The sequence below is a fragment of the Streptomyces sp. NPDC048211 genome, assembly GCF_043202315.1.
In the GTDB taxonomy this organism is placed as follows: Bacteria; Actinomycetota; Actinomycetes; order Streptomycetales; family Streptomycetaceae; genus Streptomyces.
This window is the reverse complement of record NZ_JBIDAD010000002.1, coordinates 1,318,440-1,331,326: the sequence shown is the minus strand read 5'-3', so window position 1 is coordinate 1,331,326 and position 12,887 is coordinate 1,318,440. Positions and strand designations below refer to the sequence as shown.

At 71.0% G+C, this 12,887-nt stretch carries 10 protein-coding genes; 8 read left to right on the top strand and 2 right to left on the bottom strand.

Annotated features, from left to right (window positions below):
• Positions 1-6 precede the first annotated feature (6 nt).
• Positions 7-1,440, bottom strand: coding sequence for an FGGY family carbohydrate kinase (locus ACGFZA_RS12665; protein ID WP_385287456.1), 1,434 nt, complete (start codon positions 1,438-1,440; stop codon positions 7-9).
• A 319-nt stretch (positions 1,441-1,759) separates the two neighbouring features.
• Between ACGFZA_RS12665 and ACGFZA_RS12660 the strand changes: the two genes are divergently transcribed.
• Together ACGFZA_RS12660 and ACGFZA_RS12655 are read left to right on the top strand one after the other, a co-directional pair.
• Positions 1,760-2,767 carry a hypothetical protein gene (locus ACGFZA_RS12660; RefSeq protein WP_385287455.1) on the top strand — a complete coding sequence of 336 codons (1,008 nt, stop codon included), beginning with the start codon at positions 1,760-1,762 and terminating at the stop codon, positions 2,765-2,767.
• 87 nt (positions 2,768-2,854) lie between these two features.
• The gene (locus tag ACGFZA_RS12655; RefSeq protein WP_385287453.1) at positions 2,855-4,384 is read left to right on the top strand and encodes an amino acid permease; all 1,530 of its coding nucleotides are present in this window, start codon (positions 2,855-2,857) and stop codon (positions 4,382-4,384) included.
• Between the two features lie 52 nt (positions 4,385-4,436).
• Here ACGFZA_RS12655 and ACGFZA_RS12650 read toward each other — a convergent pair whose 3' ends face one another.
• A complete protein-coding gene (locus ACGFZA_RS12650) occupies positions 4,437-5,207 on the bottom strand; it encodes a sulfite exporter TauE/SafE family protein (RefSeq protein ID WP_385287451.1) in 771 nt (256 codons plus the stop codon).
• A gap of 132 nt (positions 5,208-5,339) precedes the next feature.
• On the opposite strand from ACGFZA_RS12650, the gene ACGFZA_RS12645 reads away from it, so the two are divergent.
• From ACGFZA_RS12645 to ACGFZA_RS12620, 6 genes are all read left to right on the top strand, one after another.
• Complete coding sequence (locus ACGFZA_RS12645; RefSeq protein WP_393678864.1) at positions 5,340-6,530, top strand: substrate-binding domain-containing protein; 1,191 nt, start codon at positions 5,340-5,342, stop codon at positions 6,528-6,530.
• Between the two features lie 102 nt (positions 6,531-6,632).
• Complete coding sequence (locus ACGFZA_RS12640) at positions 6,633-7,994, top strand: ABC transporter substrate-binding protein (RefSeq protein ID WP_393678863.1); 1,362 nt, start codon at positions 6,633-6,635, stop codon at positions 7,992-7,994.
• A gap of 48 nt (positions 7,995-8,042) precedes the next feature.
• Complete coding sequence (locus ACGFZA_RS12635) at positions 8,043-9,038, top strand: carbohydrate ABC transporter permease (RefSeq protein WP_385287444.1); 996 nt, start codon at positions 8,043-8,045, stop codon at positions 9,036-9,038.
• Complete coding sequence (locus tag ACGFZA_RS12630) at positions 9,035-9,910, top strand: carbohydrate ABC transporter permease (RefSeq protein WP_385287441.1); 876 nt, start codon at positions 9,035-9,037, stop codon at positions 9,908-9,910. Before ACGFZA_RS12635 ends, ACGFZA_RS12630 begins: the two co-directional genes overlap by 4 nt.
• Before the next feature lie 35 nt (positions 9,911-9,945).
• Complete coding sequence (locus ACGFZA_RS12625) at positions 9,946-10,986, top strand: hydroxyacid dehydrogenase (RefSeq protein WP_393678862.1); 1,041 nt, start codon at positions 9,946-9,948, stop codon at positions 10,984-10,986.
• Positions 10,983-12,884 carry a DUF2264 domain-containing protein gene (locus ACGFZA_RS12620; RefSeq protein WP_393678861.1) on the top strand — a complete coding sequence of 634 codons (1,902 nt, stop codon included), beginning with the start codon at positions 10,983-10,985 and terminating at the stop codon, positions 12,882-12,884. The genes ACGFZA_RS12625 and ACGFZA_RS12620 overlap by 4 nt, the downstream gene beginning before the upstream one ends.
• The last annotated feature ends 3 nt before the right edge of the window (positions 12,885-12,887 follow it).

Here is a 12,887-nt window from a genome sequence, read left to right as displayed (position 1 = left end):
CAGGGGTCATGACCGTTCCATGAGGGTGTCCACGGCCGCGCGGAAACCCGCGAGTCGCTCGGCCGCTTCTTCGGGGCCGATCCGCGGTTCGTACACCGCGGCCGGCCGCCAGGCAGGAACGGCCTCGGCGAGGGCGGTCCCGGGATCGAGACCGAGCCGGGCCACGGCCCCGGCGCCGAGCGCCGTGACGTCGGGCAGCGCGGACACCTCGACGGGCCGTTGCAGCAGATCGGCCTGGGTCTGCATGAGGAGTGCGGAGCGGGTCAGTCCGCCGTCGACGCGGAGGGCGGACAGCGGCGATCCGAGATCTGCGGCCACCGCGTCGGCAAGCTCGACGACCTGTGCGGCGATGCCCTCGCACAGGGCCCGCACGAGGTGGCCGGCGGTGGTGTCGAGGCTCAGGCCGGTCACCGAGCCCCGCAGGTCGCCGCGCCACCAGGGGGCGGCGAGTCCGGCGAGCGCCGGTACGAACGTGACGCCGCCGGAGTCGGGGACGCCGCCGCCGACGGGGTCGAGATCGGCGGCGCCGGAGATCACGTGGAGGTCGGTGAGCCAGCGGACCGCGGAGGCGGCCGTGTAGACCTGTCCGTCCAGGCAGTAGCTGGTACGTCCGCCGAGCCGCCAGGCCACGCAACTGACCAGGCCACTGGAGCCGCGCCGCGGCCGGGGACCGGTCTGGGCGAGGAGGAACGCGCCGGTGCCGTACGTGCACTTGGCGCTGCCGGGTTCCAGGGCGCCCTGTGCGAGCAGCGCGGCCTGCTGGTCCACGAGGAGGCCGGTGAGCGGGATCTCACCGCCGAACGCGGTCGTCGTGCCGAACGCCCCTGCCGCGTCGACGACGGACGGCAGGCGTTCACCGCCCAGACCGAACACGTCCAGGGCGGCGGATGACCAGCCGACGTCGTCGAGGTCGAGCAGCTGGGTGCGGCCGGCCGTGGAGGCGTCCGTGACGAAGGCACCGGTGAGCCGGTGGACCAACCAGGAGTCGCTGGTGGTGACGACGCCTTCCCGGGTCAGTTCGCGGCGGATCCAGGCCATTTTGGGAGCGGCGAAGTAGGGGTCCAGCGGCAGTCCGGTGAGGTGCTTCAACTCCTCTTCGTGCGGGGCGAGTTCCTGACAGAGCCGCTCGGACCGCCGGTCCTGCCAGACGATCGCTTCGGTGAGCGGTTTCCCGGTGTCCGGGTCCCAGGCCAGCACCGTCTCGCCCTGATTGGCGAGCCCGACGGCGACGACGGGTTCGCCGGCCTCGGCCAAGGCCTGCGCCCCGGCGTCGAGGACCGACCCGAGCAGCTCTCCGGGGTCCGCCTCGACGGCTCCCCCGGGCCCGTACCGCGGGCGCACCGGAGCGGAACCGGAACCGATCACGCCCCGCTCGGGGCAGATCACGAGCGCCTTCGTCCCCGAGGTGCCCTGGTCCACGGCGAGTACCGGGCCTGTCATCGGGTCTCCAGCGGTACGCAAGCCCTGCGGCTTGAACGGAATCGTGATCTTAGGTCGCCGGACCCCAGACTGGTGCAGCCCAGCGACTACGTCAAGCACCGCAAGACGTACGCCCGGGACTTCCCCTCGATGCTCAACCTCCGGTTTGTGTACGTTACTTGAAGAAGATCCACGATTCGTTCGGGAGTTCGGCCCGCAGGGCTCTACACTCACCGCCGAGCAACAACCGGACGCTTTACAGCAGTTCATTTTTCAACTGCTGCTTCACCCCCCACGTCCAGAGGATCGATGAGTCCGACACCATGCCCCGAGCACTTCCATGGCCAACAGTGAATTCCGGCCGGTCTACCATCCGGCCGGCCATGACAACGAACTCCGCTCCGCGTTACAGGACTTACGCACCGGGCGCTGGCTCTCCATGCGCGATCTGCTGGAGAGCACTCCGGACTGGACCCTGTGGACCCAGCGGACCCAGGTGCTCGGTGCGGTCGCCGCGGGATCGGACGCGGTCCAGGCCTGGCTGACCGAGGAACCGCGCAGCGTCGCGGCCACCGTCATGCACGCGCGGGTCGCCGTGGAACGGGCGGTCCGCGCCCGCCGCTCCGGCCACCCCAGCGGGCAGGCGCTCTGGCAGGAGGCCTGGGAGGCGTGCCGTTCGGCCGCCCACGCGTCGCCCGCGGACCCCGTGCCCTGGGTGTGTCTGCTGGCCCTGTCCCAGCTGGACGAGCGGCAGCGGCTGGAGGAGCACCGGCTGCACCCGCCCGGGCCCATGCTCTTCCCCGGACCGTGGGGTCTGCTGGCGGAGGCTGACAAACGCGATCCGCACAACCGCGAGGCCTACCACCGGATGCTCCAGTTCGTCTATGCGCGCCAGGCCGGTGGCTCACTGTCCGAGGCGGTCAACTTCGTTCAGTGGGCTGCCTCTTCGGCGCCCGACGGATCGGCGCTCCATGTACTGCCGCTGTATGTGCGGGTGGAGCGGTACCGCCGCGAGAACGGCCACGAGAAGGCGCTGGACCTGCACTGGGTCACCGAGGACGCGGAGCGCGAGGCCCTGCGCGCCCTGGAAATCTGGTTCCACCGCACACCGCGGGCCACTCACACCCTGCTCGATCTCAACCATCTGGCGCACGCGCTGTGGGGGGCGCTCCAGTTCGCCGACGCCGCTCCCGTGTTCCAGGAGCTCGGCCCGTACTTCACCTCGCTGCCCTGGGTGTATCGCACCCGCACGCCCAAGGACTCCGGCGGTGCCGAGGAAGTGTTTCTGCGCGCCCGCAGCCGCGCCCTCGCCGCTGCCCGCGATCCCGGCAGGGGGCCGCACGGCTGAGCGGGAAATCCGCTCTCCCCATGTCCTTGAGTTCCGTTCCCCATTTTTTTCTGGATTCCCCCTTTTTCCGCTCACGGAGGTCCCCCCATGTCCATATCCACCTCGAACCGGAAGGGTGCCGAGGCCACCCCGCCCAAGGACGAGGAGCAGCGGCTGCGCGAACTCGGCTACCAGCCGGTGCTGGCCCGCCGCATGGGCGGCTTCGGCAATTTCGCCATCAGCTTCTCGGTCATCTCGATCCTGTCCGGCTGCATGACGCTGTACGGCTTCGGCATGTCCACCGGCGGCCCGGCAGTGATGCTCTGGGGCTGGGCCGGCGTCGGCCTCTTCGTCATCTGCGTCGGCATGGCACTCGCCGAGGTCACGAGTGCGTACCCGACGTCCGGGGCGCTGTACTACATGGCGGACCGGCTCGGCGGCCGCAAGTGGGGCTGGTACACCGGCTGGCTGAATCTGCTCGGGCTGCTGGGCGCGATCGCCGGCATCGACTACGGCGCCGCGCTGTTCACCGGTGCGCTGATGAACCTCCAGTGGGGCTTCACACCCACTCCGGGCAAGACGATGGTCATCTTCCTCTGCATCCTGCTGCTGCACGCCGTGCTGAACCTCTTCGGTGTGCGGCTCGTCAGCGTGCTCAACTCGATCAGCGTGTGGTGGCATCTGGCCGGTGTCGCGGTGATCGTGTCCGTACTCGCGATCGTTCCCTCCCACCACCAGTCGCCTTCGTTCGTCTTCACCGAGTTCGTCAATGACACCGGCTGGGAGAATCCGCTCTACGTGGCGGCGATCGGTCTGCTGCTGGCGCAGTACACCTTCTGCGGTTACGACGCCTCCGCCCACCTCTCGGAGGAGACGTCGGACGCCTCGGTCTCGGCGCCCCGCGGCATCGTCCGTTCGATCTGGGTCTCGTGGGTGGCCGGTTTCGTGCTGCTCGCCGGGCTGACGTTCGCGATCCAGGACTACGCGGGCACCCAGGGCAGCGCCACCGGTGTGCCGCCGGCCCAGATCCTCATCGACGCGCTGGGGACCTCGGGCGCCACGGCGATGCTGCTGATCGTGATCGCCGCGCAGTTGTTCTGCGGCAACGCCGAGGTCGCGGCCACCAGCCGGATGGTGTTCGCGTTCAGCCGCGACAACGCGCTGCCGGGCTCCTCGACGTGGCGCAAGGTGAGCGCCCGCACCCAGACGCCGGTCAACGCGGTGTGGCTGTCGGTCGTCGTCGCCGGGGTGCTCGCCCTCCCGTCGCTGTACTCCGCGACCGCGTACGGGGCCGTGACCGCCATCAACGTCATCGGCATCACGCCGGCCTACGCCATCCCGATCTACCTGAAGCTGCGCGCGGGTGACCGCTTCGAGCACGGTCCGTGGCACCTGGGGCGCTGGTCGAAGCCGGTCGGCTGGATCGCCGTGGTGTGGGTCGTTCTCGTGACCGTGCTGTTCCTGCTGCCGCAGCGGTCCCCCGTGACGGTCGACTCGATGAACTACGCGTCGATCGCTCTGGTCGCCGTGCTGGTCCTGGCCACCGTGTGGTGGTTCGTCGCCCGAGGTTCGTACGGCACGCCGTCGGCGTACGGAAACGCCCGCGAACAGGCGGAGATCGAGGAGGACATCGTCTGACGGGCGCCCGCAGACGCTTGCCGGCCCCTCCGGATCATGACCCGGAGGGGCCTCACGGGTTCAGGAGCAGTTGCAGGCCGCCGAGCACGGTGGCGCCGATGACGAGGCGCTCGAAGAGCCTCTGGTTGATCCGGTCCACGCATTTCCGGCCGATCCAGGCGCCCGGAACGACGAACACCAGCATGCAGGCGTCCAGCAGCAGCGACCGCGCGTCGATCAGCCCGAGGCCCACGCTGAACGGCACCTTGGACGTGTTGACGATCAGGAAGAACCACGCCGACGTGCCGAGGAAGCCGAGTTTGCGGAAGCCGGCGGAGAGCAGATAGAGCGACATGACGGGGCCGCCCGCGTTGGCGACCATGGTGGTGAATCCGCCGAGCACCCCGTACGAGCGGGCCTTGATCCGCTCGGCCGCGGTGGGCGGACCCGCTTCGGCCGCCGGCTCACCGCCCGCCTCCGCGGTCCGGCGCCGCCAGACCGTGACGCCCGCCATGAAGATCAGGATCGCGCCGATGGAGGTCCGTACGGCGGCGTCGCCGGCCCACATCATGAACAGCGTGCCCGCCACCACGCCCACCGCGACGGCCGGGAAGAGCCGGAGCAGGGTCGGCCAGTGCGCATGGCGCCGGTAGGTGAGCACGGCGAGCAGATCACCGGCGATGAGGATCGGGAGCAGCACTCCGGTCGACTCGCGTGCGGGCAGTACCGCCGCGAAGACCGCGAGACTGATCGTGTTGGCACCGCTCACGGCCGTCTTGGAGAAGCCGACGAGTACGGATGCCGCGGCCAGTGCCGCCAGTTGCCAAAGAGTGAGGGTGTCCATGCCAGGGACCGATCGTAATCCCTGTGATCTCCCGGCCCTGACCGAGCCCCGTCGACCGCATGGTTATGCTGCGCTCCAAGCGCTCACACGAAGCGCTCAAACGCACAACGCGCAGCGGTAGGGGGAACCAGCATGCGGGAGCCGGTTGAACTCAGGCGTCAGCGAATCCTGGCGGTGGTGGAGTCGCGCGGCGCGGTCAAGGTCAGCGCGCTCGCGGACGAACTGGACGTCTCCGTGGTGACCGTGCGGCGGGACGTGGAGGAGCTGGCGCGGGCGGGGCGGCTGCGGCGCGGGCACGGTGTGGCCCGGCCGGTGCGCGATCCGGCGGGGCCGTCGGCGGTGCCGTCACCGCGGGCCGGCGATCCGGCCGGCGACGGGGGCGCGGTCGCCCTGGTCGTACCGGAGCGGCATTCGTACCTGTACGAGACGCTGCACGGCGCCAGGACCGTGCTGGAGGAGTCCGGGATCCGTATCGCGCTGTACCTCGCACCCCAGTCGGCCGACGCCGAACGGCCGCTGGTGGAGCGGGCGCTGGCGGACGGGGCGCGCGGACTGCTGATCGCCCCGCGATGGCGCAACGTGCGCTACGAGGAACTGGCCTACGGCTGGCTGGCGGACACGGGCGTTCCGACCGTGCTGATGGAGCGGCTGCCCCGGCCCGGCAGCGTCCTGCACGCCCTGGACTCCGTCTGCTCCGACCACTGGTACGGGACGCATCTCGCCGTGGAGCACCTGGTGGCGCTGGGCCACCGCAGGATCGTGCTGGCCGCCCGGGACGACAGCCCGACGGCACGCACCGTACGCGCCGCGTTCGCGGAGATCGCCGCCTCCCACCCGGCCGTGGAGGACTGGACGGTAGTGCTGAGCTCGCCCGACGCGGTGCCCGGCCCCGGCCCGGACGGCCCAGGCCCGGACGGGCCGGGGCCGGTGCCGCCCGGCGCCCCGCTCCGGAACAGTGCCGGGACACCCGGTCTCGATCTTGCCGCGCTGCTGCGGGAGCGCGGGGCCACGGCCGCGGTGCTGCACGGCGACGTCGACGCGCTGATGCTGGTGCAGCGCCTGGCCGAGAGCGGGGTGCAGGTGCCCCGGGACTGCTCGGTGGTGGCGTACGACGACGTGGTCGCCGCACTGGGCAGCACCCCGCTGACCGCGGTGGCACCGCCGAGGGCGGAGATCGGCAGGGCGGCCGCCGAACTCCTGCTCCACCGGCTCTCCGGAGCGGCCGGGGCGCTCGGCCCGGTGCGCCGGACTCAGGTGCTGCCCGAGTTGAAGGTGCGGGGATCGGCGCAGGCGATCACGCGGATCACCCCCCTCACGGACTGAGCGTTTGACCGCTTTATTTTTCTTCTGATCGATCTATTGACCGCTACCGATCAGCCGATCAGTATTCCCCGTGTCTTCATTCAGGAGCCGCGGGAGGCGCCCATGCCCGGTCGACACAGCCGTCGATCCGTGCTCGCCACGATGACCGGACTACCACTGGCGGGCGCGCTGAGCGCCTGCAGCGGTGGCACATCGGGGGCGGACAGCACGAGCAGGACCAGCACCGTCAGCAACAAGTCCGGCCGCAACGCCACGCACATCACCTTCTGGTCCGCCCTGCGAGGAAGCCAGCAGGTGGTCGACGCGTTCAACCGGACGCATGACACGATCCAGGTCGACTTCCAGCAGATCCCCTCGGGCGGGCAGGGCGGTTACGCGAAGCTCAGCAACGCCTCCCGGGCCGGCAACGCCCCCGACGTCGCGACGATCGAGTACCCCCAGATCCCGGGCTTCGCCATCGACGGAGTCCCCCTGGAACTCACCGGCCTGATGAGCGACACCCTCCGGGCCAAGCTGCTTCCGCAAGCCCTGGGGCTGACCACTTTCGACAAGCGCGTCTTCAGCGTCCCGCTCGACGTCGAGCCGATGGTGATGCACTACCGCACCGACCTCTTCGACACCTACGGCATCGAAGTCCCGCGCACCTGGGCCGAGTTCGAGGAGACGGCCCGTACCGTACGCAGTAAGGCGCCCGGCCGGCGGCTGACGGCCTTCGCCACGGACGGCGGGCCGCAGTTCGCCGGATTCGCCTGGCAGGCCGGTGCTCAGTGGTTCGACACCCGTGACGACGCCTGGAACGTCTCGCTCACCGACGAGCCGAGCCGCCGCGTGGCGGCGTACTGGCAGCGGCTGATCGACCAGGACCTGGTTCTCATGACACCCGTCGACAGCAGGCAGTACGACGCCCAGGTCAGCAACGGCCAGGTGCTCGTCCGGCTCAGCGGCGTGTGGGACGCCGGGGCGCAGATGAACGCCCGCCCCGGGCAGAAGGGCAAGTGGGCCATCGCGCCGCTCCCCCAGTGGGACGCGGCCGATGCCGTGCTCGGCACCCACGGCGGATCCACCTTCGCCGTCACCAAGGGCAGCAGGCACCCCGAGGCCGCGCTGGAGTTCATCGAGTGGCAGGTCTCGCACCCCGACGCGCTGCGGGCCCGGCTCTCCAGCGGGGCCAGCAGCCAGTACCCGGCGGTCCCCGGCCTCGTCGACGTGTACCGCAAGGCCTTCAACCGCAGCTACTACAGCGGCCAGGACGTCTACACCCTGTTCGAGCAGGAGGCCCACAAGATCCGGGACGGCTGGACCTGGGGGCCGCGGATGACCGCGACGCTGAAGGTCATGCAGGACGGCTTCGCCCGGGTGAGCGGCGGCCAGGGCTCACTGCTCGACTCCGTGCGCGCGGCCCAGCAGGGCACGATGCCCGATCTCAAGGCGCTGGGTCTGTCCACCACCGAGCACAGCAGCTGAGCCGCAGCCCGTCCCCCCTTCCCCGCAGCAGAGAGGCAGGTGACACCGATGACCAGCCCAGTCACCACTCCGGCTTCCGCCCCCGTGAGCGTCCCCGCGGCGGCTCCGGCACCCACCACGTCCCCGCGCACCGCCCGAAAGTCGGCCCGCCGCCGTGAACTCGGCGCGGCCGGCGCCCTGATGACCCCCTTCTTCATCCTTCTGGTGACGGTCTTCCTGATCCCGGTCGTCACCGCCGTCTGGCTCAGCTTCTTCAGCGACGACCAGCCGGGGCTCGGCTTCGGCCCGGAACGTACGGTCTTCGTCGGTCTGCGCAGCTACACCGCGGTGCTGACCGACCCGACGTTCCTCAGCGGTCTCGGCACCGTCGTCCTGTACTGCGTGATCTACATCCCGCTCATGGTCGTCGGCGCGCTGGCACTGGCGCTGCTGCTGGACTCCGGCGTGGTACGGCTGCGTTCCTGGGCGCAGCTCGGACTCTTCCTGCCGCACGCCGTGCCCGGCATCATCGCCGCCGTCATCTGGCTCTACCTCTACACGCCGGGGCTGAGCCCGGTGGTGGACCTGCTCGGCAAGGCCGATATCACGGTCAACTTCCTCGGGGTGCACACGGTGGTGCCCTCGATCGTGAACATCGCCCTGTGGAGCAATCTCGGATACAACATGGTGGTCTTCTACGCGGCCCTGCAGGCGGTGCCACGCGAGGTGATCGAGGCGTCCGTCGTCGACGGTGCCGGACCGGTCCGCACCGCGCTCCAGATCAAGACGCCCCTGGTGCGTTCCTCCGTCGTGATGGTCGCGATGTTCACGCTGATCTTCGCGCTCCAGCTCTTCACCGAGCCGATGCTGCTGAGCCAGTCGACCCCGATGATCAGCTCGCGCTTCTCCCCCAGCATGTACATCTACGACGCCGCCTTCACCCGTAACAACTACGGTCTGGCCGCGGCCGCCTCGGTGGTCCTGCTGGTGTGCACGATCGCGCTCTCCTACGGCGTGACCCGCTGGACCAACCGTTCCGACGCCGCCGAGGAGGACGCCCGATGAGCGCCACCGCTCCCGCCCGCACCGCTGCCGTCCTGCGGCCCCGGCTTCTCGGCCGCTCCGTCGTCAACCTGGTCGTCGGCATCTCGGTGCTGTACACGCTGCTGCCGGTGCTGTGGCTGGTGCTCGCCGCGTCGAAGGACCGGGACGCCCTGTTCGGCAGCGACGTGCTGTCGCTCGACCACTTCTCCTTCGCGCAGAACCTCAGGGACCTGTTCGCGATGGACGGCGGCCTGTACACGCGGTGGTACGGCAACAGCCTGCTGTACGCGGTCCTCGGCGCCGGGCTCGGGGCGCTGATCAGCATCGCCTGCGGGTACGCCTTCGACAAGTACCGATTCGCGCACAAGGAGAAGCTGTTCGGCCTCGTCCTCGCCGCCGTGATGGTGCCGCAGACCGTGCTGGCCCTGCCGCTCTATCTGATGGCGTCCGGCACCGGACTGGTGAACACGTTCTGGTCGGTCTTCATACCGGTGCTCTTCAATCCGTTCGGCGTGTACCTCGGCCGGATCTTCAGCCAGGGCTACGTACCGAACGAGGTACTGGAAGCGGCCCGGGTGGACGGGGCCGGTGAACTGACCACGTACGTCCGGGTCGCCCTGCGGATGCTCGGCCCCGGTCTCGTCACCGTGTTCCTCTTCCAGCTCACCGCGATCTGGAACAACTTCTTCCTGCCCATGGTCATGCTCTCCGACCAGGACCTCTATCCCGTCAGCCTCGGCCTGTACACGTGGAACAGCGCCGCCACCGTCTCGCCCGAGTACTACCCCGTGGTGATCATGGGTTCGCTGCTCGCGGTCCTGCCGTTGATCCTCGCCTTCGCGTTGCTCCAGCGCTTCTGGAAGTCGGGGCTCACCGCCGGCGCCGTGAAGTAGCCGCACCCCGCACCCCCTCCGGAATCAGGAGAAGAATGACCGGCACCATCCCCCTCGCACCCACCGGAGGCCGACGGCCGCGCGCCGCCGTCGCCATGCAGCCGGGCACCGCGGCCGCGCTGCTGAACGCCCGGTCGCTGTCCGCGCTCTCACAGGTGTGCGACCTCGCGCCACTGCCCGTGCTCGACGACTTCACCACCGAACGGGCCCGTACCGTGCTCGCGGACACGGAACTCCTGGTCACCGGCTGGGGCTGTCCGCCTCTCGACGCGGCGGCGCTCGCCTCCGCTCCCCGGCTGCGCGCGGTGGTGCACACCGCGGGCAGCGTCCGGGGGCACATCACGGACGCCTGCTGGGAGCGCGGCATCGAGGTGTCGTCCGCCGCGGCCGCCAACGCGCTCCCGGTGGCGGAGTACACCGTCGCGATGATCCTCCTCTCCGGCAAACGGACCCTGGAGCGGGCGCACGCCTACCGGTCGGAGCGCCACCGCGACGACTCGCTGACCACCTCGCCCACCCTGGGCAACTACGGCCGGACCGTGGGCATCCTGTCCGCTTCCCTCATCGGACGCCGGGTCATCGAGCTGCTGCGCCCGTACGACCTGCGGGTGCTGCTGCACGATCCGTACGTCTCCGACGAGCAGGCCGCCGAGCTCGGCGTCCGGTCCGTCGGGCTGAACGATCTCTTCGCGCAGAGCGATCTGGTGAGCGTCCACACGCCGCTGCTGCCCGCGACCCGCGGGCTCGTCAGCCGTGAACTGCTCATGTCGATGCGCCCGGACAGTGTGCTCCTCAACACCGCGCGGGGCGCCGTGGTCGACCAGGACGCGCTCGTCGACGTCCTGCGGCTCGGCCGCATCCGGGCGGTCCTCGACGTCACCGACCCCGACAGGCTGCCGGCCGGACACCCCCTGTGGGAGTGCGAGAACGCCCTGATCACTCCGCACCTCGCGGGCTCCCAGGGCAACGAGTGGCAGCGGCTCGTCGACCTGGCGGTCGGCGAGGCCGAACGCTGGGCCGCGGGCGACGGATTCGCCCATCCCGTACGACGCGAAAGGCTGGCATTCCTCGCATGACCGATCCGTACCCGAACTCCCCTCTGGAGCTCCCCGCCGACGACCGGACCGCGAGCCCGGTCACCGGCTACACCCGCGCGCACTGGGAGGCGGCGGCCGACGGACTGCTCAAGGCCGCCTGGCAGTGGGCCACGCCCGGCAGCGCCCTCCTCGACCTGCCCGGCCGCCCGTCCGCGTCCGGGGTCCGCTCCGACGGTCTGGAGGGGTACGCGCGCACGTTCCTGGCCGCCGCGTTCCGGGTCGCGGGCGCGGACGGCAAGGACCCGCACGGCTGGCTCGACCGGTACGCGGACGGGCTGGCAGCCGGTACGCGGACGCCGGGCCGGGACGATGCCGAGTCGTGGCCGCTGATCCTCGACCACACCGTCTTCGGCCAGCCCATGGTCGAATCCGCCTCGGTCGCCATCGGGCTGCGGCTCACCCGGCCGTGGCTCTGGGACCGGCTGGACCCGGCCGTGCAGGACCGTGCGGAGGAGTGGCTGCGCGGCGCCCTCCGCCACACCCCCGCACCGAACAACTGGTACCTGTTCCCCTACTCCGTGGCCGGATTCCTGGAGTCGGTGGGCCGCGGTGACGCCGAGACGGCCCGCGCCCGCGAGCGGGCGCAGGACCTGATGGAGAGCTGGTACCGGGGCCAGGGCTGGTACGCGGACGGCGACGGCCGCGCCTTCGACCACTACAACGGCTGGGCGCTGCACCTGTACCCCGTACTCGATGCCCACCTCTCCGGCGACGCCGAGCTGTCCGCGCACTACGGGGCGCGGCTGCGCGAGCACCTGGAGGGCTTCTCGCTGCTGTTCGGCGGGGACGGTGCCCCGATCCACTTCGGCCGTTCGCTGTCCTACCGGTTCGCGGCCGGTTCGGCGGTCGGGCTCGGCGCGCTCACGGGGAACACCCCGCTTTCGCCCGGCGCCTCCCGCCGGGTGATCAGCGGGTCGCTGCGCTACTTCCTGGACCGGGGGGCGACCGGCACCGACGGCCTGCTGAGCCTGGGCTGGCACGGTCCGCACGACGCGACGCTCCAGCCCTACTCGGGTCCGGCCTCCCCCTACTGGGCGTCCAAGGCCTTCGTCTCCCTGCTGGCACCCGCGGACCATCCGCTGTGGACGGCCACCGAGGAGCCGGCGCCGAGCGAGGGACCCGACCGGGTGCTCGCGCTGCCCGCGCCGGGGCTGCTCGTCCAGTCGACGCGTGCGGACGGGATCGTGCGGCTGCACAACCACGGCAGCGACCACGTCCGGCCGCACGAGGGCGAGTCGGCGGTGCAGGACGACCCGCTGTACAGCCGCCAGGCGTACTCGACGGTCACCGGTCCCACCGCGCGCGCGAACACGGCCGACAACCACCTGGCCGTGGTCGTCGGCGGGACCCGCAGCGGCCGCCGGGCCATCCGCCCGCTGGGCGCGGGCGGGGGCGACGGCTGGGGCTGGGCCGCGTCCTGGCACCGTCCGGTGTTCGCGGGCGGTGCGCCGATGGTGCCGGGCCTGCGGGTGGAGAGCGTGACCGTGGTGCGCGGCCGGTACGAGCTCCGGGTGCACCGGGTGATCAGCGCCCCGCACGGCGCCCGGGTGGAGCAGACGGGCTGGGCGACCGGTCGCGGGTCCGCGGTGACATCCGCGCTGCACGGTCTGCACGGCTGGGAGTCGCGTGACGAGGTACGCGCCCCGCAGGGCACGGCGTACACACCGTGGGCGGTGCTGCCCCGGCTGGGCGCGGAGGCGGAGGGCACGGTGGTCCTGGCGGCGCTGGCCTCGCTGAGCGGGGAGCCGGGAGCGGAGGCGCTGGACGCGGTGGCGAGCGGAGTGAACGTCGACGGGGACACCGTCGAGGTGTGCTGGGCCGAGGACTCGGCGACGACCCGGGTCGCCTTCGGCCCGGTGACGGTCACGCACGGATGAGCC